The sequence below is a fragment of the Intrasporangium sp. genome, from assembly GCF_035688975.1.
Taxonomy (GTDB): Bacteria; Actinomycetota; Actinomycetes; order Actinomycetales; family Dermatophilaceae; genus CALMNV01.
Genome location: NZ_DASSMH010000144.1, coordinates 1 through 19,744 on the forward strand (window position 1 = coordinate 1; position 19,744 = coordinate 19,744).

The 19,744-nt window shown below is 73.1% G+C and carries 16 protein-coding genes, 1 tRNA gene and 1 pseudogene; 8 read left to right on the forward strand and 10 right to left on the reverse strand.

Translation table 11 applies throughout. From position 1 onward, the window contains the following. Positions 1-142 precede the first annotated feature (142 nt). The 3 genes from VFJ94_RS15110 to VFJ94_RS15120 are packed head-to-tail and all read right to left on the reverse strand — an operon-like array spanning position 143 to position 3,668. Positions 143-1,570 (reverse strand): tryptophan-rich sensory protein, encoded by a 1,428-nt coding sequence (locus VFJ94_RS15110; protein ID WP_325005053.1) that lies wholly within the window; start codon positions 1,568-1,570, stop codon positions 143-145. 5 nt (positions 1,571-1,575) lie between these two features. Continuing rightward, a complete protein-coding gene (locus tag VFJ94_RS15115) occupies positions 1,576-2,301 on the reverse strand; it encodes a type II CAAX endopeptidase family protein (RefSeq protein WP_325005054.1) in 726 nt (241 codons plus the stop codon). Continuing rightward, positions 2,298-3,668: a deoxyribodipyrimidine photo-lyase gene (locus VFJ94_RS15120; protein WP_325005055.1), complete on the reverse strand. Its 1,371-nt coding sequence runs from the start codon at positions 3,666-3,668 to the stop codon at positions 2,298-2,300. Before VFJ94_RS15120 ends, VFJ94_RS15115 begins: the two co-directional genes overlap by 4 nt. Positions 3,669-3,787: 119 nt before the next feature. Between VFJ94_RS15120 and VFJ94_RS15125 the strand changes: the two genes are divergently transcribed. Beyond that, complete coding sequence (locus tag VFJ94_RS15125) at positions 3,788-4,720, forward strand: MerR family transcriptional regulator (RefSeq protein WP_325005056.1); 933 nt, start codon at positions 3,788-3,790, stop codon at positions 4,718-4,720. Positions 4,721-4,726: 6 nt separating this feature from the next. On the opposite strand, the gene VFJ94_RS15130 is transcribed toward VFJ94_RS15125, so the two are convergent. Continuing rightward, a complete protein-coding gene (locus VFJ94_RS15130; protein ID WP_325005057.1) occupies positions 4,727-6,796 on the reverse strand; it encodes an MMPL family transporter in 2,070 nt (689 codons plus the stop codon). Positions 6,797-6,849: 53 nt separating this feature from the next. Between VFJ94_RS15130 and VFJ94_RS15135 the strand changes: the two genes are divergently transcribed. The 5 genes from VFJ94_RS15135 to VFJ94_RS15155 all read left to right on the forward strand — a co-directional run bounded on the left by VFJ94_RS15135 (position 6,850) and on the right by VFJ94_RS15155 (position 12,808). Beyond that, on the forward strand, positions 6,850-7,314 hold the full coding sequence (locus tag VFJ94_RS15135; protein ID WP_325005058.1) for a MarR family winged helix-turn-helix transcriptional regulator: 465 nt from the start codon (positions 6,850-6,852) through the stop codon (positions 7,312-7,314). Positions 7,315-7,430: 116 nt separating this feature from the next. After that, a complete protein-coding gene (locus VFJ94_RS15140; protein ID WP_325005059.1) occupies positions 7,431-8,564 on the forward strand; it encodes a glutamate--cysteine ligase in 1,134 nt (377 codons plus the stop codon). A gap of 453 nt (positions 8,565-9,017) precedes the next feature. Next, entirely contained in the window at positions 9,018-9,992 is a 975-nt protein-coding gene (locus tag VFJ94_RS15145; RefSeq protein WP_325005060.1) for a hypothetical protein, read from the forward strand. A 97-nt stretch (positions 9,993-10,089) separates the two neighbouring features. Next, positions 10,090-11,607: an HD domain-containing phosphohydrolase gene (locus VFJ94_RS15150; protein WP_325005061.1), complete on the forward strand. Its 1,518-nt coding sequence runs from the start codon at positions 10,090-10,092 to the stop codon at positions 11,605-11,607. Positions 11,608-11,983: 376 nt separating this feature from the next. Further along, positions 11,984-12,808 carry a sulfurtransferase gene (locus VFJ94_RS15155; RefSeq protein WP_325005062.1) on the forward strand — a complete coding sequence of 275 codons (825 nt, stop codon included), beginning with the start codon at positions 11,984-11,986 and terminating at the stop codon, positions 12,806-12,808. Positions 12,809-12,955: 147 nt separating this feature from the next. Here VFJ94_RS15155 and VFJ94_RS15160 read toward each other — a convergent pair whose 3' ends face one another. The 3 genes from VFJ94_RS15160 to VFJ94_RS15170 all read right to left on the reverse strand — a co-directional run bounded on the left by VFJ94_RS15160 (position 12,956) and on the right by VFJ94_RS15170 (position 14,787). Beyond that, positions 12,956-13,423 carry a hypothetical protein gene (locus VFJ94_RS15160; protein WP_325005063.1) on the reverse strand — a complete coding sequence of 156 codons (468 nt, stop codon included), beginning with the start codon at positions 13,421-13,423 and terminating at the stop codon, positions 12,956-12,958. A gap of 273 nt (positions 13,424-13,696) precedes the next feature. After that, positions 13,697-13,770: transfer RNA gene (locus VFJ94_RS15165), tRNA-Pro, on the reverse strand. An 87-nt stretch (positions 13,771-13,857) separates the two neighbouring features. Then, positions 13,858-14,787 carry a metallophosphoesterase gene (locus tag VFJ94_RS15170; RefSeq protein WP_325005064.1) on the reverse strand — a complete coding sequence of 310 codons (930 nt, stop codon included), beginning with the start codon at positions 14,785-14,787 and terminating at the stop codon, positions 13,858-13,860. Between the two features lie 55 nt (positions 14,788-14,842). Here VFJ94_RS15170 and VFJ94_RS15175 point away from each other — a divergent pair, with 55 nt between their 5' ends. After that, the gene (locus VFJ94_RS15175) at positions 14,843-15,298 is read left to right on the forward strand and encodes a GatB/YqeY domain-containing protein (RefSeq protein WP_325005065.1); all 456 of its coding nucleotides are present in this window, start codon (positions 14,843-14,845) and stop codon (positions 15,296-15,298) included. Between the two features lie 18 nt (positions 15,299-15,316). Here the strand turns inward: VFJ94_RS15175 and VFJ94_RS15180 are convergent, their stop codons facing one another. Further along, entirely contained in the window at positions 15,317-17,686 is a 2,370-nt protein-coding gene (locus VFJ94_RS15180) for a transglycosylase domain-containing protein (protein ID WP_325005066.1), read from the reverse strand. Between the two features lie 318 nt (positions 17,687-18,004). Between VFJ94_RS15180 and VFJ94_RS15185 the strand changes: the two genes are divergently transcribed. Beyond that, complete coding sequence (locus VFJ94_RS15185) at positions 18,005-18,313, forward strand: WhiB family transcriptional regulator (protein WP_325005067.1); 309 nt, start codon at positions 18,005-18,007, stop codon at positions 18,311-18,313. 33 nt (positions 18,314-18,346) lie between these two features. Here the strand turns inward: VFJ94_RS15185 and VFJ94_RS15190 are convergent, their stop codons facing one another. Together VFJ94_RS15190 and VFJ94_RS15195 are read right to left on the reverse strand one after the other, a co-directional pair. Beyond that, complete coding sequence (locus VFJ94_RS15190; RefSeq protein ID WP_325005068.1) at positions 18,347-19,510, reverse strand: ArsA family ATPase; 1,164 nt, start codon at positions 19,508-19,510, stop codon at positions 18,347-18,349. Further along, positions 19,507-19,744, reverse strand: a pseudogene (locus VFJ94_RS15195) (ATPase); the annotation flags it as partial. The gene VFJ94_RS15190 and the pseudogene VFJ94_RS15195, both read right to left, overlap by 4 nt.

The window sequence follows — 19,744 nt, forward strand, 5'->3', positions numbered from 1 at the left end:
GGTCGAGTGGCCAGTTTTGTTCGGGGGGGCGTGCGGAAGTGGCCACTCGACGGGGGGCGGGCGTGCGGAAGTGGCCACTCGACGGGGTGTGGCGTACGGAAGTGGCCACTCGACGGGGGGAGGGCGAGGGGGAGGGACGTGGTCAGGCGGCGTGGGGTCGTTGCGAGGGGCGGTTTCGCCGGCCGATCGCGGCAGAGAGCACTGCAGCGAACCCGCACCACACGGCATACGGCGCCAGGGCACGTCCCCGGGCTCGACTGCCCGAGCCGACGCGGCGGGCGAGGTCGGCCGAGCTCGCCGCGAGCAGCGCCGCCTCTGCGGCGGCGAGTCCGGGCCGACGCAGCCGCCAGAAGACCACGCTCCAGGCGGCGTTGAGCACGAGGTTCGCGGCCAGGGCCCGCCGGCAGGCGGCGGCGTCGCCGCGGCGGCCCTCGCGGTCGAGCGTCGTGAGGGCGGCGGACGACGTCGCGATGATGTCGGCGTAGAGCGCGGTCCACACGACCGGGAACGCCGCGGCCGGCGGTTGCCACCGTGGGAGGTCGAGGGCGCGATACCACCGCGCGTCCGGCTGCGTGGCGAGCGAGCCGAGCGCGGCGCTCGCCACCGTGGCCGCTGTGACCGCGGCCAGCGTGCGCGGGCCCGTGTCGCGCGGCGCGTCCCTCATGGCCGTGCGGATCGCGGCGTCGAAGCCGGTGAGCCCACCGTCGGGGTCGGGCACGTGGCGCTCGATGTCGTGCTCGGCGCACACGACCTCGTGCACGAGGCTCTCCACGAGCGGTGTCGCGAGGCCGCCCGACACCGGCGTCACGAGCCCCACCCAGTGGCTGGCGAGCCGCGGCGTCAGCACGGGCACCGTGACGATGAGCCGTCTCCGCCGACCGGTGAGCGCGGCGAAGCGCTGCAACATCTGCTCGTAGGTCAGCACCTCCGGGCCGCCGATGTCGAACGTCCGGCTCACGTCGGCAGGTAGGTCCGCGGCCCCGACCAGGTAGTGCAGGACGTCGTCGGTGGCGATCGGCTGGATCCGGTTGTGCAGCCACTTCGGCGCGACCATGGCCGGCAGTCGGGAGGCGAGGAAGCGCAGCATCTCGAACGACGCAGACCCGTGGCCCAGCACGACGGCCGCCTGCAGCACCGCGGTCGGGACCCCGGAGCCGAGCAGGATCCGACCCACCTCGACCCGCGAGGCCAGGTGCGCCGAGAGCGCGCCGTCGGGGTGGAGGCCGCCGAGATAGACGATGCGTCGCACGCCCGCCTCGCGCGCCGCCCGCGCGAAGGTCGTCGCGAGGCGACGATCCCGCCCCGCGAAGTCGTCGTCGCCGCCCATGGAGTGGATGAGGAAATAGGCCACCCGTATGCCGTCCAGCGCCCTCCGCGCGTCCGTGTCCGACGCGGCGTCCCCCTCGACCACGTCCACGGCGTCGCGCCACGGGGCCGTGTCCAGCGCGGCGCGGTGCCGGGCCAGGACCCGGACCCGCCAGCCGGCCTCGAGCAGGCGCGGCACGAGCAGCCCGCCGATGTAGCCGGTCGCCCCCGTGACGAGGGCCGTGCGGTCGGAGGTGCTGGTCATGGGCGTCACCTCGTGAGCTGGAGGACGGGGGGCAGGAGCAGAAGCATTCCGGAGGACCAGGTGACGTGGGTGATCATCGGGCCGAGCACCCCGCCGGTCACCCGCCGCTGCAGCGCGGTGAGCAGGCCCACCACGGCGGCCGCGAGGACGAGCAGCGGCACGCCGCTGGCGACGGTGGTGAGGGTGTAGAGCACGGCCGTGACCCCGACCGCTCTCGTCCGGGGGAGGGCGGCATAGAGGGCCCCGCGGAAGTAGAGCTCCTCGACGACGCCGTTGAGCACGGTGACGCCGAGGACCGCTGGGAGAGAGCCGAACCGGGCGTGGTCGAGCAGGTCGTCCACCGGCTCGCGCAGAAGCGGGACGCGGGCGACCGCGAGGGCACCCACGAGGAAGACAACCAGTGTGAGCACGCCGAGCGCGAGCGACTGCACGACGGGGCGGCTCAGTCTCGCCCCGCGACGGGTGTGCCCCGAGCCGAGGTGCAACGGTCCCGAGGCAAGTGCCCCGACCGCCCACACGGCGGCCAGGCCGGCGGCGGCCGGATAGAAGCGAGCGTCGCCCGGCGCGATGCGCAGGGTGGCGGGCAGCGCCGCGACGCCGACGACGAAGGTCGCCGCCACGACCAGCCGACGGCGTCGCTGCACCGCCGGCGCGTCCTCGTGGCGGCGAGGCACCGGCGAGACGAGGGCGGCGCGGAGGAAGGCGCGCAGCTCGGCCACGGGGCTGGTCATGCCCGCCTCGCGCGGGCCTGCTGGTAGCGCCGCAGCGCCTCGAGCCGCTCTGCCGCGTGGTCGACGATCCGCTCGGGGTAGCCGCGGGCGTGGCCGTGCGGGTGACGCCACGGCTCGTGCACCGCCGGGCCAGGGACGTGGGCGAGCTCGGGCACCCACCGGCGGACGTAGTCACCCTCGGGATCGAACCGCCGACCCTGGCTGACGGGGTTGAAGACCCGGAAGAAGGGCGCGGCGTCGGTGCCGGTGCCCGCCACCCACTGCCACCCGTGGTTGTTCGAGGCGAGGTCGCCGTCCAGCAGGTGGTCGAGGAAGTGGCGCGCCCCGACCGGCCACCACACGTGCAGGTCCTTGACGAGGAAGCTCGCCGTGACCATCCGCAGGCGGTTGTGCATCCACCCCTGCTCGAGGAGCTGGCGCATGCCCGCGTCGACGAGCGGGTAGCCGGTCCGTCCCTCGCGCCAGGCGGCCACGAGCGGGCTGGTGGCCGCGTCGGCATACGGCATCTCCCGCAGCTCGTCCCGCAGGTCTCGCCACGCGGAGCCCGGCCGGTGCCAGAGGACGTCGGCGTAGAACTCCCGCCAGCACAGCTCGGTCACGTAGCGTTGCACACCGTCGTCGCGCGTGGACCGGGCGGGACGACCCGCGGCGCGCGCGGCGAGGTCGGCGAGCATGGTCCGGGGGTGGATCTCGCCGTACTTGAGGTGCACCGACATCCGGCTCGTCGCGTCGAGGTCGGGCCGGTCGCGGGCCTCCGCGTAGCCGTCGAGGTCCTGCTCCAGGAAACGGCGCCACCGGGAGCGGGCCGCCTTCTCCCCGGCGTCGGGCGAGCAGGGAGAGGTGATCCGCTCGCCCGGCACCCCTGTCCGCCAAGCGATCTCGGGGTGCTGCGGGGCTGGAGTCGGCCAACCGTGGTCCCGCCAAGCCCGGGAGAACGGTGTGAAGACCTGGTATGCCGTGCCGCTCGCGGTCCGCAGCAGGCCGGGGCCCACAGCATAGGGCGTTCCGGTCTCCACCAACTCGATCTGCTTCAGCGACAGGGCTTCCCGGACGCGGTCGTCGCGGCGACGGCCGTAGGGGGTCGTTTCGCGGGTCACGTGCACCTCGCGCGCGGCCACCTCCTCGGCAACGGCGGGCACGACGTGCTCCGGACGACCGCGCCGCACGACGAGGGCTCCTCCGGTCTGTGTCGAGAGGGCGCCCAGGGACGCCTCCAGCCGCGCGGTGCGCACGGTGCCGGCGCGCCAGAGCGCGGGGTCGACGACGAAGAGAGGCAGCACGTCGGCGCCGGCCGCGGCCGCCGCCAGGAGCGCTGGATGGTCGCCCAGGCGCAGGTCGCGGCGCAGCCACAGGACGGCGGTCGTCATGCGCGGCTCCGGATGGTGAGAGATTGTCCATACCGTAGGCTTGGTGTCGAGCGTATGTCAAAGGTTGGTGCGGCCTCGATGCGAGGCGCAGGCGGACACGGATGGGTGCGGGCGGCGCGATGTACACGATCAAGCGGGCGGCAGAGCTGACCGGCCTCAGCGTCGCCACGCTGCGGGCGTGGGAGCGGCGCTACGGCATCGTGGCGCCGCGCCGCACGGACGCCGGCTATCGCCTCTATGACGCGGCAGCGGTACAGGCCCTCTCGGTGATGAACTCCCTTGTCCTCGCTGGCTGGTCGGCCCGTCAGGCCGCGGAGGAGACGAGGCGTCGCCTGGCGGGACCCGCCCCTGCCTCCGGCCCGGCCGAGGGCGCCTCCGGCGGGATCGACGCTGCGCCGGCCGCGGGCCCGGCCGATGGTCCGGTCGAGGTGCACGCCCTCGTCGCAGCGGCCGCGCGTCTCGACGCCGTCGCTGTGGCCGAGGTCCTCGACGACGCCTTCAGCCGGGCCTCCTTCGAGCGGGTCGTCGACGACTGGCTGCTCGACTCCCTCATCGCCGTCGGCGAGGCGTGGGAGGTGGGGGACGTCGGCGTCGCCGGCGAGCACCTGGTGTCGTATGCCGTGAGCCGGCGCCTCTCGGCGGCGTACGAGGCCGCAGCGCACGGTGGCCGGGGGCCCCGCGTCGTCGTCGGGCTTCCTCCCGGCGCCCGGCACGAGCTCGGACTGCTCGCCTTCGCCACCGCCGCGCGCCGCCAGGGGCTGTCCACGGCATACCTCGGTGCCGACGTCCCTGCGGAGGACTGGCCGGACGCCGTGGCCACGCAGCGCGCCGGCTGCGTGGTGCTCGCGGTGCCTAGCGTCCGGGACGTGCGCGGGCTGCGTTCCGTGGTCGCCTCGTTGCGGCAGCGCCTGCCGCAGGTGACCATCGCCGTCGGCGGCGGGCAGCAGGACCGCGCGCCAGCGGAGTGCATCCGGCTGGGGCACGAGATCGGCCCGGCGGCCGCCCTGCTCGCGTCCCTGCTGCGAGGACGCGAGGACCCGTCCGGCGGCTGAGCAGGATCAGCGGGCGGAGGCCTCGACGGCCTCGGCCAGCCCCGTGGCGCTGTGCCCGGCCGGGGGGATCCGCCGGGGCCACCAGAAACGGTCGCCGAGCAGGAGGGCGATGGCAGGCACGATGAGCGTCCGCACGACCAGGGTGTCGAGGAGCACCCCGACGCAGATGATGACGCCGAGCTGCGCCAGCACGACGAGCGGCAGGACGCCGAGGACGGCGAAGACCGCGGCGAGCAGGATGCCGGCGCTCGTGATGACCCCCCCGGTGGCCGCGAGACCGCGCAGCATGCCTCGCCGCGTGCCGTGGCCCCGCGACTCCTCCCACGCCCGCGTCACGAGGAAGATGTTGTAGTCCACCCCGAGGGCGACGAGGAAGACAAAGGCGAGCAGCGGTACGCCGTCGTCGAGCCGCTCGAAGCCGAGCGCCCGCGTGAAGAGGATCCAGGACAGCCCGAGACTCGCGAGGTAGGTGAGCACCACCGTGCCGACGAGGATGATCGGCGCCACGACGGAGCGCAGGAGCGCGACGAGGACGAGCAGGACGAGGCAGAGGATCAGCGGCAGGATCAGGGCGCGGTCGCGGGACGCCGCGGCCGCCTGGTCGAGCGCCACCGCCTCGGTGCCGGCGACGTGGGTCGAGGGGAAGGTGGCCAGCCTGGCGCGCAGGCTGCCGATGGCGCGGCGGGCCTCGACGGACGAGGGCGCGCCTTGGAGGACCGCGTCGATCTGGGCCACGCCGCTGCCCCGGCTCGCGATTCGGGCCGAGGCCACTCCATCGGTGCCCGCGACCACCCGCAGCACGGCGCTGGGGTCCTGCGTCGTCAGGACGAGCGTGGGGTCGGCGCTGCCGGCGGGGAACGACTGGGCCAGCCGTTCGGCCGCAGCGATCGCCTCGGGCTTCTTGAGGAACTGGTCGGAGGTCGACAGGCCGGTCTCGATGCGGGCGCTGCCGGCCGCGACACCGATCAGGAGCACGAGGCTGACGCCGACCACCGCCGCCGGTCGGGCCGCGACCGCCTCGCCGACCCGGCGCCACGGCGAGCGCACCTCAACCAGGGCCGGCTCGCCTTCGTGGGGCACCTTGGGCCAGAAGACCCACCGGCCGAAGACTACGAGGGTGGCGGGCAGCACGACGAGGGCGAAGAACACCGCCACGACGATGCCGACGGCGCAGGCGAGCCCGAGCCCGCGGGTGGCCGGCAGCACGGAGAGGAGCAGCGTGAGCAGGCCCACGACAACCGTCAGGCCGCTGGAGAGCACCGCTTCGGCCGTGCGCCGCAATGCTCGCGACATGGCCTCGCGCCGGTCGGCGTGGCGCCGCAGCTCGTCGCGGTAGCGCGAGATGAGCAGCAGGGCGTAGTCGGTGCCCGCGCCGAAGACGAGGACCGAGAGGATGCCGACGGTGGACTCGTCCCACGTGACGCCGAGCAGCGCCAGCGTGTGGGTGGCGAGCACCGCGGCGAGCCGGTCGGCCACCCCGATGACGACGAGGGGCACCAGCCACAGGGCCGGGCTGCGATAGGTGAGGATGAGCAGGGCGGCGACGACGCTCGCCGTCGCGAGAAGGAGCCGAGTGTTGGCGCCCTCGAAGACAGCGGCGAGGTCCGCTTGGACCGCTGCTGGGCCCGTCACCTGCGCCGTGAGTCCGGCGGGCAGGCCGGCCTTGGCGGCGGCGCGCAGGGCGGTCACCGCGGTCGCCGCGCCCGTGGCGTCGTCGGCCGCGACGGGGACGACGACGATGGCCGCCGCGCCGTCCCGGCTCGGCACGGCTGGCGCGCGGCCGGCCCCGGGCAGCGTCGACGCGCGCTCGCTGATGAGCGCGAGGTCGCTGGGGGAGAGGCGCTCCCCCGGGCGGCTGAAGAGGACGACGGCGGTCGAGCCGTCGGACCGCGGCAGGCGCTCGCGGAGCGCCACGGCCGCGGAGCTGTCCGACCCGATGGGTAGCACGTCGGTCGGCGCGGGGCTGCGCTGGGCGTCGCCCACGAGCGCGGTCACCGCCATCGTGCCGAGGAGGCCGAGCAGGGAGATGGTTCCGGCCCACCATCGAGCGGTGATGGGGTGCGACGGGTGGCGCATGGAGCTCCTCCGCTAGGCTGAGAAAGTAGGTTACTCAGTAGGTTACTAAGTAGGTGAGTGAAATTACTAGTGGCGCCGGCTCTGTCGTCCCCGGGTGGCGCCCGTCGGCCACGCTGGCGGCCCTGCAGGAGCTCGTCGACGTCGCGCAGACGGTGCCGGCCGCCGTGGCGCGGCAGGCTGGCATCAGCACCACCGAGCTGCACTCGCTGCGTCATCTCATGAACCGCCCGATGGGCCCGGTCGAGCTCGCCCGGCACCTCGGGGTCACGTCCGCGGCGGCATCGGGGGTCGTCGACCGGCTCGTCAGCCACGGCCACGCGGAGCGCCGCCCGCACCCGCAGGACGGCCGCCGCACCGCCGTGGTCATCACCGACTCCGGCCGGGCCGAGGTCCTGGCCCAGCTGCAGCCGATGTTTGCCTCGCTGGCCGCGCTGGATGCGGGACTGGACGAGACCGAGCGGGCGACCATCGAGGCCTACCTGCGCGGGGCCACCCAGGCCATGCGGCGGCTGCTCTGAGGCCTGGACAAACCGCACGGCCGGGACTGCTCGCCTTGCCTCCGCGGGCGCGAGGACGCGGCAGGGCCTGAGCCGCACACCGCGCCGGGGCCGCGCGGCTGCGTCACACTGGCGGCATGCGCAGCGTCGGTGTCGAGGAAGAGCTGCTCCTCGTCAACGCGGACGACGGGCAGCCGCAGCCCGTTGCGGGGCAGGTCCTCGCCCGGGCCGGCGCCGAGCCCGGCGCAGCGGTCGCACGCGGGGCAGGCGCCCTGACGGCCGAGTTCATGCAGGAGCAGCTCGAGCTGCAGACACCCCCGGTGCAGGAGATGGACGAGCTGCACAGGGAGCTGCGGAAGTGGCGAGACTGTGCCAACCGGGCGGCCCAGGACCTCGACTGCGCCGTCGCGGCCCTGGGCACCTCGCCCGTGCGGGCCTTGCCCACCGCGGTCGACTCGCCCCGCTACCGCGCCATGCACCGCGAGTTCGGCCTACTGGCACGCGAGCAGCTCACGTGCGGCTGCCACGTGCACGTCGGGGTCAGCTCCGACGAGGAGGGAGTGGCGGTCCTCGACCGCATCCGCGTGTGGCTGCCGGTGCTCCTTGCGCTGAGCGCCAACTCGCCCTTCTGGGCGGGACAGGACTCGGGATACAGCAGCCACCGCTGGCTCGTGATGTCCCGGTGGCCGGCGGCGGGCCCGCTCGCCTGCTTGGGGTCGGCCGCGGCATACCACCGGCTGGTCGACTCCCTCGTCGAGTCGGGTGTCCTGCTCGACCACGGCATGCTCTACTTCGACGCCCGGCTATCGCACCGCTTCCCCACGGTGGAGGTCCGCGTGGCCGACGTGTGCCTCGACGTCGAGGACACCGTCGTCCTGGCCGCTCTGAGCCGGGCGCTCGTCGACACGGCCGCCACGCAGTGGCGTCGGCGCGTCGACGCGCCGGCCATGCCCAACGAGCTGCTCCGCATGGCGACGTGGCGGGCGGCCCACGAGGGGGTCGGCGGCACCCTGCTGCACCCCCACACCGGCCGGCCCACCCCCGCGGAGGACGTCGTGGACCTCCTTGTCCGCCACGTGCATGCGGCCTTGGAGGCCAGTGGGGACCTGTCTCGCGTCCTACAGGGGCTGGCCCGGATCCGGGCGCGGGGGACGGGCTCGGTGGTCCAGCGCCGCCTCCTGGCGCGCGGGGGAGACCCCGCCGCGGTGGTGGCCGCCGCGGTGCGGCTCACGGCCGGGACGGCGGACGAGGACGTCGCCCGCAGGGGCTGACCGGGCGCACCTGACGCACGGCCGGGAGCACGACGGGGCCTGCGGACCGCATCGCCTATCACTCGATTTGCCCCAATGTGTCCGTTTTGCTACCTTTGAGATGTAAGCGTTACACCGAACGGCCAACGGGCCGTCGGATGGGTCCACACCGCTGATCCTGCCCTGATCAGGCATCGCAGCGGTCGGTGCTGATCAGGCACCGACCGGGTTGCCAGTCAGGATCACCGCGCACGACACCTCGCAGCCGCTGACTATGCCGAGCCCGCGAGGACCACGGCGCATCTCACCTCGCCCAGAGATCCGCGAGAGCACGCGCCTCAGGTAACAACACCGCCCCGTCGCCCTGACCCCGCCGACGGCCCGCGGTCGCAGCTCCCGCAGCCCACGCCATTCCCGGCGCCGTGCTGCGTCATGCCCTCGCTCAGCACTCAACTCGCCAAGGTGGTTACTTTCATGTTCTCTTCCGCACGTCGCACGACCGTCGCCGCGATCACCGCGCTCACCGCCGTCACCCTGCCCGTCCTGATGCACGCCGAGAGCGCGGACGCCTCCAGCGGCCGCGTCCGCTACGGCATCAACTCCGGCGGCTGGTGGAAGACCGGCGGCCAGAGCCACGAGGACGCGTACAAGCAGGCCGTCGCGGCATACGGCCAGCCCGGCTTCATGCGCCTGTGGCCCAACCGCTTCAACACGACCTGGCGTGGTGGCCTCATCCCCACCTACGTCGACGACGCGAAGATCCCCGTCTACATCAACCTCGGCTCGGACGTCGCCGGCGTCAACAACGGCACCCACGACGCGGAGTGGATCAAGATCCTCCAGACGGCTCCGCGGGACCGGTGGATCTGGTTCTCCTTCGCCCACGAGCCCGAGGGTGACGGCTTCACCGTCGCCGACTGGCAGAAGGCCCAGATGCGCCTGGCGAGCCTCAAGACGCAGTACGCGCCGTCCAACGTCAAGTTCGCGCCGCTCCTCATGGGCACGACGTTCATGGACAGCCGCTACAAGATCTCTGCGCCGGGCAACGTGTCGTGGTCGACGTGGTTCAACTTCGACCTCAAGGACGTTGACGCGCTCGGCGCCGACATCTACCAGTGGGGCAAGTCCGACGCCTCGGCCGACGCTGCGTCCACGATCGTCAGCCCCGTCATCGAGGCCGCTCAGTCCAAGGGCAAGGGCCTCGTCGTCGGCGAGCTCGGCGCCCGCAACACCCTCTCGGACGCCGGGCGGGCCAAGTTCCTCACCGACGCGGTCAACCTCTTCGACGCGGCCCGCAACGTGCGCGCCGTGGCCTACTTCGAGAACGACAACGGCGCGCTGGGACCGTGGAACCTGCTGCCCAAGCCGGGCGTCGCGACCCTGACGCCGGGCCTCGTCAAGAGCGTCAACGTCTGGAAGACCGCCATCCAGTCCTCGCCCAAGCAGTGAGGCACGGCACCCGCCGTCGTGGCGGGTGATGACACCTCTCGTGCCGGTCCGGCCTCGCCGGGCCGGCACGAGCGTCTCCGGCGCTAGAGTCCACAGGGTGCGCACGCCGATCGGCATCGCAGGGGTCGTCGCCGCGTTGTCCGTCACCAGCGACCTGACCCGAGGGCACCCACAGGGCGAGGCGATGCGGGCCTGCCTGCTCGCCACGGAGCTGGCCCGGCGAGCCGGGCTCGCCGACAGGGACCGGGGCGTCGTCTACTACACGACGCTGCTTCGCTTCGCAGGGTGCTCCGCGACGTCGCACGAGGCAGCCGCCGTGTTCGGGGGGGACGACATCGCCGTTCGGGCCCGAGGGGACCTGACGGACCTGTCGGACCCGGAGGAGGCGATGGCCATTCTCGTCGGCCTCGGCGTGGACGCCGCCCGGCTGAGGATGCTCGGCGGACCCCCTGGGCTGGCTCGGATCTACGAGGCGTCGACGCGGGCCGACTGCGAGGTCGGCGCCGAGCTGACCCGCCGGCTGCGGCTGCCGGCCGAGGTGGAGGCCGCGGTCCTCGACGGGTTCGAGCGGTACGACGGCCAGGGCGCACCGGAGGGAAAGGCCGGCCCCGACGTGGCCGCGGCCGCGCGGTTCGCGGCGGTCGGGTATGCCGCCGTCATGTTCGACGCCGTGGGCGGTCCTCCGGTCGCCCACGAGACGGTGGCCCGCTGGTCCGGCCGCGCGCTCGACCCGGCCATCACGGCGGTCTTCCTCGACGCGCCTGCCGAGCTGCTCGAGATCTCCGACCCCGACGAGCTGTGGGCCGCGGTCGTCGACGTGGAGCCCGGACCGCCTCGGACGTTCCACGACGATGCCGCGCTCGACGAGGCGCTGGGCGGGTTCGGCGATGCGGCTGACCTGAAGTCGCCGTGTTTCCAAGGACATTCGCGCGGCGTCGCGGCGCTGGCTCGGACGGCGGCATACGGCACCGCGGCCGACCCCGGGCTCGTTCATCGCGCCGCACTCGTCCACGACCTCGGTCGCGTCGCCATCCCGACCGGCATCTGGGAGCGTCCCGGGCCGTTGCGGCCGCAGGAGTGGGAGCTGGTGCGGCTGCACCCCTACCTCTCGGGGCGGATCCTGGCTGCCTCGCCGGTCCTCGCGCCGCTCGGCGCCGTCGCGAGCCGGCACCACGAGCGCGTCGACGGGTCCGGCTATCCCGCCGGGGTGCGTGGCGCCGAGCTGGGCGCCGAGGACTGCCTCCTCGCCGCGGCAGACGCCTTCCATGCGCTCGGCGAGGCCCGGCCTCACCGGCCGGCGATGGACGCACGGTCTGCCGCCCGGGTCCTGTCCCGTATGCCGTTGACCCGTCAGGCCATTCGCGCGGTGCTGGAGGCAGCACATGTCACAGCGCCGGTGCTGCCGCCGCTTCCCGCGAGCCTGACCGAGCGGGAGCTCGACGTCCTGCGCCTGCTCGCCTGCGGCCGGACGCAGCGGGAGATCGCCTCTGCGCTGGTCGTGTCGCCGTCGACCGTGCACACGCACACGGCGCACATCTATGACAAGTGCGGCGTGTCGACGCGCGCCGGCCTGGCGATGTTCGCCATGCGGCACGGGCTGGTCACCCCCGGCTAGGTCTCGGCCGGGCCCCTGGCGCCAGGCGGGGCGCGTGCTCGGGGTCCATACCGGCCGCGGGGGCCGGCCGCGAGGAGCTGGGCCACCTCCTCGTAGACCTGCAGGGTCTGGCACGCGACCGCGGCGAGCCCGTCGCCGCCTCTACGCGCCGGACGGGGCCGCAACCAGCGGCACCCGGCATACGAGACCCGGCAGACGAGACCCGGCATACGAGACCCGGCATACGAGACCCGACATACGGTGCGTGAGGTCCTTCGGCGGCGCTGGGAGGGAGACCCACGGGAGACGCCCGCACTGCACGCCTCTTGCCCGGGACGGCGATCCACATGTCGGCCCCCGCGCCCGCTTTGGGCCACCCACTGCGTAGGGTCTGTCCGTGATCCCACCGGTTGTGTCCATGGCCTGGGTCGACGACCACCGCGGCGACGTCGTGCTCGCCGACGTGCGCTGGTATCTGGACGGCCGGTCCGGTCGCGACGCATACCGGGGTGGCCACCTGCCGGGTGCCGTCTTCGTCGATCTGGATGCCTGCCTGGCCGGACCGGGCAGTCCGCGCGAGGGTCGTCACCCCCTCCCGGAGCCCGAGGTCTTCGCGGCCGGAATGGCCGCGCTCGGCATCGGCGACGACAGCACCGTCGTGGCCTACGACGACGCGGGCGGGGTCATCGCCGCACGTCTCGTCTGGATGCTGCGCGCGACCGGGCACCAGGCGGCGTTGCTCGACGGTGGTCTCGGCGCCTTCGGAGGCCCGCTCGACACCACCGACCCGTCACCCCGACCCGCCGAGTTCACGCCCGTGCCCTGGCCGCCTGACCGGCTCGCCGACCTGTCGAGCGTCGCGGGCACCGGGGGCGCCGTCGTCATCGACGCGCGCAACCGTGACCGATATGAGGGTCGGCACGACCCGGTGGACCCCCGCCCGGGCCACATCCCCGGCGCGGTCAACCTGCCCTGCCGAGAGCATGTCGATGCCGCGGGCCGGTTTCTGCCCGTGAGCGTGCTGCGCCAGCGCTTCACCGGCGTAGGCGTCACGACGGAGTCCGAGGTCGTCTCCTACTGCGGCTCCGGAGTCACGGCCTGCCACAACCTCATCGCCCTCGAGCTCGCCGGCCTGGGCCCGGGCCGGCTCTACCCCGGCTCCTGGTCGCAGTACAGCCACGCCAGCCACCTGCCGGTCGCGACCGGTGCCGACCCGGGGTGACCCGCTCCGTGTCCGCCCGAGCTCCTTCGACAGGGTCGCGCAGGTTCAGCAGCATCTTGCGCATCATCCAGATGTCGGCGAGCTCGAGCAGCGCAGAGAACGCGATGGAGGGCGAGAGCCACCGGTAGCGCGAACGCACGCGGGCGATCAGTCTCGTGGAGCCGCCCCGTCCCGGGTCGAGCTGCCATGCCCAGGTGGTGTCTCCGGGGTGCCCCAGACCATGGAGCGTGGCGGGTCGATGGAGTGCACGCGCAGACCGTGCTTGCCGTCCGGGCTCATCGGCAGGAGGTCGCCGGGGACCAGGTGTTGGAGTTCGGGGATGATGTGCCGCGCGCTGGGGCGGCCGAGGTTGTCCAGAACGTCGTAGCTGTACCAACCTGCCCGGTTGACGCCGACCTGGACCAACCACGGCCAGATGTCCTCGGGCGGTGCGGCGATCGTGATGGCCCGGGTGGCGTTGAGGGTCGGATGCGCCACGAGGTCGTCGCCGGGCATCACGCGGGAGACTTCGTGTGGCGTGGCGCCCCAGGTCAGCTGCCAGGGACGCAGGTAGCGGGCGTAGCAAGCCGCCGCCGCCGCGGCAACCACGAAGCTCGGGCTGGCACGATGGTGCATGACGCCAGCCTGCGGCGGTGTGCTCCGGCGCGACCAGGACCGAACGACCCGGCCGACGCCCTCACACGCCAGCTCCTGCGTGCGCCCGGGCGGACTCCCGAGGAGGTCGCTCGGCGCCAGCGTGCGCGCTGCCGGTCGTCCGGCACCCGAGCGCGGGGGCACGACGACCGCTGCCGCGCACGGGAACCGCAGGCGCGCACGCCTGACCGCAGTGGGCCCGGACCCACCTTCCGTAGGTCCGGCCCACTTCGATGTCCCGAGACATCGCGCAAGTCGGGGTGACAGGATTTGAACCTGCGGCCTCTTCGTCCCGAACGAAGCGCGCTACCAAGCTGCGCCACACCCCGCAAAGCATCAGCCCCCAGAGGGGGCCGCAAGCAGAGATGCTAGCGCAGCCCCCAGCGCATCACCGAATCAGGGGCCGGCTCACAGGCTCACGGCGACGCGACGAGGGTGAGCAGCGTCGCCTCGGGACGGCAGGCGAGCCGGACAGGGGCGGTCGGGGAGGTGCCGAGGCCCGCCGAGACCTCGAGCCACGCCGCGTGGTCGGGCGCGGCGGACGACGGGGTGTCCCCGGCGCCGGGCCACCACCGGGAGACGCCCTTCACGCGGGAGGTGTCGAGGTCGCAGTTCGTCACGAGGGCGCCGTAGCCGGGGACACAGACCTGTCCGCCGTGGGTGTGGCCCGCGATGATGAGGCGGGCGCCGTCGGCGGCATACGCGTCGAGGACCCGCCGGTAGGGCGCATGCGTCACGCCGACGAGCACCGTCCCGTCGGTGGCCGGGCCACGGACGGCGCCGAGCCGGTCGCGCTGCAGGTGAGGGTCGTCGACGCCGACGAACTCCAGCTGCAGGCCGCGCACGGTCAGGCGCTCGCGGCGGTTGGTCAGGTCGCGCCATCCCTGGGCGCGTAGGCCGCGGACGAGCTCCTCGGTCGGCAGCCGGCGGGTCGTGCCGATGGGTTTCGGGTGGTACTTCCTGAGGTAGCCCAGGGGGTTCTTGACCTGCGGCGAGAAGTAGTCGTTGGAGCCGAGCACGAAGACCCCCGGCTTGGCCAGCAACGGCCCGAGGGCGTCGAGCGCGGCAGGGACGGCATCCACGGCGGCGATGTTGTCGCCCGTGTTGACGACCAGGTCGGGGTCGAGCGCCGCCAGGCCGCGCACCCACCTGGCCTTGTGCCGCTGCCGGGGCACCAGGTGCAGGTCCGACACGTGGAGCACCCGCAGCGGCGCGGCCCCGGCCGGCAGCACGGGCACGGTGAAGCGGCGCAGGACGAAGGCGTTCCGCTCGACGAGCGAGGCCCAGCCGAGCACCCCGAGCCCGGCGGCGCCGAGCCCGAGCGTCGTCGCGGTCACAGGATGCATGGGCCCCATCCTTGCACCGACCTGGGACACCCCGGCCACCTGCGAGACTGGCCGTATGAGCACCCTCAAGGCACAGCTGCAGGCCGACCTGACCGCGGCGATGCGCGAGCGCGACGGCGTGCGCGCCGGCTCACTGCGAATGGCCCTGACCGCCGTGACGACCGAGGAGGTGGCCGGCCGGGAGCACCGCGAGCTCACTGACGCGGACGTGCAGAAGGTGCTGACCCGGGAGGCCAAGAAGCGGCGGGAGGCCGCGACGGCATACGGCGATGCCGGGCGCCCCGAGCTCGCCGCCAAGGAGGAGGCCGAGCTCGCCGTGCTCGAGGCCTACCTGCCACGCCAGCTCTCCGACGACGAGCTGGCGCACATCGTCTCCGCCGCTGTCCGGGAGTCGGGCGCGACCGGACTGCCGCAGCTGGGCCTGGCGATGAAGGCCGCTCAGCAGGCCGTGGCCGGGCGCGCGGAGGGCGGCCGCGTGGCCGCCCTGGTCAGGCGCCTCCTCGCGGACTGAACCGCAAGAACGGGCGGATCAGCCGGTGGGGGCCGGCCCAGGAGGCGGAGGAGGATTCACCGGCACGACTCCTGGGGGCACCGAGAAGGCCTGGCGTGACCCGCCCCGCGAGGTGATGATCGTGACGAGGCTGCCTCGCGGCGCGCGCCCCGTCGGCGTCGTGGCGGCGACCCGGCCGGGCCGCACCGACGAGGGCATCGACCCGCTGACGGCGGTGGTGAAGCCGGCCGCCTCGAGCGTCGCGATGGCGTTGGGCACGGTCATGCCGGTCACCCGCGGCACCGTGGTGTCGGTGCCGCCGGTGTACTTCGGCGAGGGCTCGTTGAACGGCACGCGGGGGGTGCCCTCGAGGGCCCGGTTCATGATCCCCTTCCACGTCGGCGCCGCGATCGAGGCGCCGTGCATGACCGGGTAGAACTGGCCACCGACCGTCACGTTCTTCATCAGCCGCTTGTTGCCGTCGTCCGGTGTGCCCACCCACACGGCGGTCACGAGCTGCGGGGTGTAGCCGACGAACCACGACTCGTTGTTCTTGTCGGCGGTGCCGGTCTTGCCCGCGGACTGGCGGGCGCCGTCGTCGAGCTGGTTGCGGCGGCCGGAGCCGTTGGTCATGTTGTACTCGAGGAACTTGTCCGTGGCGCGGACGACATCCGGGTCGACGACCTGCTCGCAGGGCGACTTCGCCAGCGCGACGTCCTTGCCGCCCCGCACGATGCGGGTCACGGCGACGACGGGGCAGCGCTTGCCCTCCGAGGCGAGGGTCGAGTAGGCCGTCGCGACCCCCTGGGGCGAGACCTCGGTCGCGCCGAGGATGTAGGCCGGCGCGTAGCTCGGGATCTGGCCCCCGTTGGCCATGTGCAGCCCGAGCCGCATGACGGTGTCGCGGACCTTGCAGCCGCCCAGCTGCTGGGCGAGGGCGACGAAGGCGGTGTTGGTCGAGAGCGCGGTGGCCTGCATGAGGCTGATCGTGCCGCCCTTGAACGGCGTGTCGTTGAGGACCGTCCACTTGCCGCCCGGGCCGCACCCGCCCGGAAACTCGCTCGGCAGGTACGTCGCGGGCGTGTCGCCGGCGGCCTTGGCCTTGACCGTCGACTTGGTCGTCAGGCCGGACTCCATGGCCGTCACGAGCGAGAACGCCTTGCCCGTGGAGCCGAACTGGAAGCCGCCCGAGCCGCCGTACTTGGTGTCGAGTGCCCAGTTGACCCCCGTCTTGCCGAGCTCCTGCTTGGCGACGGTGTACTGCGTGTTCTGGGCGAAGGCGAGGACCTTGCCGGTCCCCGGTTGGGCCACGTATGCCGCCGCCCCGACCTGGGACGGGTCGCCGATGGGCACGTGGCGGGTGACCTCCTCCTGCGCGATCTTCTGGATCCGCGGGTCGAGCGTCGTCGTGACGGTGATCCCGCCGCGGTAGAGCACGCGCAGCCGCTCCTCGCGCGTCTTGCCCAGCTCGGGCATCGCGCCGAGGTAGTTGATGATGAAGTCGCACCAGTAGGGGTAGGGCGACGCGACGCACGTGCTCTGGGGCTGCGAGACCTTGAGGTCCTGCTTGATGGTGCGCGCCTTGGCCGCCTTCCACTGCTCGTCGGTGATCTTGCCGAGCTCGTGCATGCGGTCGAGCACGACGTTGCGGCGGGCGAGCGCCTTGTCCGGGAAGTGGACCGGGTCGGTCGTGCCGGGGTTCTGGGTGAGCCCGGCCAGCAGGGCCGCCTGGGTCAGGCTGAGCCGGGCGGCGGGCACGCTGAAGTAGTGCTGCGCCGCGGCCTCGACGCCGTAGGCCCGGTCGCCGTAGTAGACGATGTTGAGATAGCCCTCGAGGATCTGGTCCTTACTCATCTTCTTCTCGAGGGTGATCGCGTACTTCAGCTCCTTGAGCTTGCGCATGTAGTCCTTGGCCACCGCCGCCTGGGCCGCGTCCTTGTCGCCCGCCCGCAGCGCCGCCTCCTGCAGCGAGACCTTGACGAACTGCTGCGTGAGCGACGAGGCGCCCTGGCTCCCCCCGGAGCGCAGGTTGGAGATCGCGGCCCGCACCACGCCCTGCAGGTCGACCCCGCCGTGCTCGTAGAACCGGTGGTCCTCGATCGCGACCTGCGCCTCGCGCATGACCGGCGCCACCCGCGAGAGCGGGACGATGACGCGGTACTGGTCCTGCGGCGTCGCGATGACGGTGCCGTCCGCCGCGAGGATGCGCGACTGCTGGGCCAGTGGGCTGCTCGTGAACTCGCTCGGCAGCTCGTTGAACACGTCCACGCCGCTGCGGGCCAGGGCGCCGGTGGCGCCGACGGCCGGGATGAAGAGCGCCGCGAGGAGCAGGCCGAGCACCAGGGCCGAGGCGAGGAAGGCGCCGAGCAGGCTGACGATCCCGCCCAGGGAGGTCGTGCGAGAGGACATGCGCCCAAGGGTAACTGCTGGAGCCGGTCGGACCCCGAGCCGACGCCGCCGCCCTGCGGTGCGGCAGGGACCGGGCCCCCGCTCGGCGGCATACCGAATTGTGATGAAACATCCGCAAGTGCGGAAGGTAAAGAGCAGGTCAAGCGAGGTTAAAGGGATGGTGTCTAGTCATCTTGTCCCGAGAATGGTCCATGTGGCCTATGTCGGGCGGGATGTCCGTCTCGTACGTTGAGGGTCATGGGCCGGTGGGGGCCCGGTAAACCGGTCGGAAACGACCACCTGGCGGCCAAGCCGCCAGTCAGGGTAGGGGGTTTCACCATGAGTGTTTCCGCGATGTCGATCGACCCGTGGACCGAGGAGTGGGCAGCGCAGGCGCGGTGCACCGGGCAGGACCCGGACGCGCTCTTCGTCCGAGGCAAGGCGCAGCACGACGCCAAGGCCATCTGCAAGACCTGCCCCGTCATGGCGCAGTGCCTTGCCGAGGCGCTGGACAACCGGACGGAGTTCGGGGTCTGGGGCGGCATGACCGAGCGCGAGCGTCGGGCCCTGCTGCGCAAGCGGCCCGACATCACCTCGTGGAAGTCGGCGCTGCGCGAGGGGATGGCGTCCTCGGGTCGCCGTAGCTGAGGGGGCGGGTGCTGGCGGGGTCGTGACCAGGGGTCACGGCCCCGCCAGCATGGTGCCCACCTGCCGGAGGCTGTCGAGGTCGTGGACGTCGCGGGAGAGGGCAGCCACCTGCACGACGGGGATCGTCGGGTGGCCGCGGAAGAAGCGCTCGGCCAGCTCACGCTGGCGCTCGGCGGTCCGCACGAGCGCGGCGTGCAGCCGCAGCAGCCCCGCCGCCGTGGTCGCCGAGCGGGGGCCGTTGCCCTCCTCCAGGGACTCGGCGACCGACAAGGACCGGGACGGCGTCAGGCCCGACGCGGCGACCCGGCCCATGCGGTTGACGACGAGCCCGGCGAGCGGCATGCCGTCCGCCTCGAGCCGGTCGACGAAGAACGAGGCCTCGCGCAGGGCGTCGCGCTCCGGCGCGGCGACGACAAGGAATGCCGTCCCCTCCTCGGACAGCAGGCGGTAGGTCTGGTCGGCGCGCTCGCGGAAGCCGCCGAACATCGTGTCGAGGGCGTTGACGAAGGTCTGGACGTCCCGGAGGAAGGCGCCGCCGAGGACCTTGGTCATCGCGCCGCTGACCGCCTGCACGCCGAGCCCGAACACCTTGAGGCCGGCGCGGCCGCTCGCGCGGGCCGGCGCCGCCAGCAGCCGGATGAAGCGACCGTCGAGGAAGGACCCGAGCCGGCTCGGGGCGTCGAGGAAGTCGAGCGCGGATCGGGACGGCGGCGTGTCGACGACGATGAGGTCCCAGTGGTCGGCCGAGGCACGCAGCTGCCCCAGCTTCTCCATCGCCATGTATTCCTGCGTCCCTGCGAACGACGAGGAGACCGCCTGGTAAAAGGGGTTCGCGAGAACCTGCTCGGCCTTTGCCGGGTCGGAGTGGGCCATGACGACCTCGTCGAAGGTGCGCTTCATGTCGAGCATCATCGCGTCGAGGGACCCCCCGGCCGACGTGTCGATGTCCGTCACCGGGCGCGGCGTGTTGTCGAGCTCGGTGAGCCCGAGCGACTGGGCGAGGCGCCGCGCGGGGTCGATGGTGAGGACGACGACCTTGCGGCCGGCCTCCGCCGCGCGCAGCCCGAGCGCGGCGGCCGTGGTCGTCTTGCCCACGCCGCCGGCACCGCAGCACACGACGATGCCGATGGTCCGGTCGGCGATGAGCCGGTCGAGGTCGAGGCGCGGGACGGAGCGCGGTGCCCGGGCGGCGGTCACGGCACCAAGCCCTGGTCGGTGAGGGCGTCGGCGAGCTCGCGCACCGACACGGGGTCGACGCCCTCCGCCAGAGCCGGCAGCGAGACGACGGGCAGGCCGGTCGACTGGAGGAGGGCGAGCTGCTCGCGCTCGAGGTCGACACGCCAGGCGTGGTCGGCCGCCTCGTCGAGCAGGCCCTCGACGAGCTCCGGCGTCGCCTTGACCCCGGCGTCGAGCAGCTGCGTGGTGATCGAC

Excerpts from the sequence above, each read along its gene's own strand:
- VFJ94_RS15110 (WP_325005053.1), bottom strand. The coding sequence starts at position 1,570 with ATGACCAGCACCTCCGACCGCACGGCCCTCGTCACGGGGGCGACCGGC.
- VFJ94_RS15115 (WP_325005054.1), bottom strand. The coding sequence starts at position 2,301 with ATGACCAGCCCCGTGGCCGAGCTGCGCGCCTTCCTCCGCGCCGCCCTC.
- VFJ94_RS15120 (WP_325005055.1), bottom strand. The coding sequence starts at position 3,668 with ATGACGACCGCCGTCCTGTGGCTGCGCCGCGACCTGCGCCTGGGCGAC.
- VFJ94_RS15125 (WP_325005056.1), top strand. The coding sequence starts at position 3,788 with ATGTACACGATCAAGCGGGCGGCAGAGCTGACCGGCCTCAGCGTCGCC.
- VFJ94_RS15130 (WP_325005057.1), bottom strand. The coding sequence starts at position 6,796 with ATGCGCCACCCGTCGCACCCCATCACCGCTCGATGGTGGGCCGGAACC.
- VFJ94_RS15140 (WP_325005059.1), top strand. The coding sequence starts at position 7,431 with ATGCGCAGCGTCGGTGTCGAGGAAGAGCTGCTCCTCGTCAACGCGGAC.
- VFJ94_RS15145 (WP_325005060.1), top strand. The coding sequence starts at position 9,018 with ATGTTCTCTTCCGCACGTCGCACGACCGTCGCCGCGATCACCGCGCTC.
- VFJ94_RS15160 (WP_325005063.1), bottom strand. The coding sequence starts at position 13,423 with ATGCACCATCGTGCCAGCCCGAGCTTCGTGGTTGCCGCGGCGGCGGCG.
- VFJ94_RS15170 (WP_325005064.1), bottom strand. The coding sequence starts at position 14,787 with ATGCATCCTGTGACCGCGACGACGCTCGGGCTCGGCGCCGCCGGGCTC.
- VFJ94_RS15175 (WP_325005065.1), top strand. The coding sequence starts at position 14,843 with ATGAGCACCCTCAAGGCACAGCTGCAGGCCGACCTGACCGCGGCGATG.
- VFJ94_RS15180 (WP_325005066.1), bottom strand. The coding sequence starts at position 17,686 with ATGTCCTCTCGCACGACCTCCCTGGGCGGGATCGTCAGCCTGCTCGGC.
- VFJ94_RS15185 (WP_325005067.1), top strand. The coding sequence starts at position 18,005 with ATGAGTGTTTCCGCGATGTCGATCGACCCGTGGACCGAGGAGTGGGCA.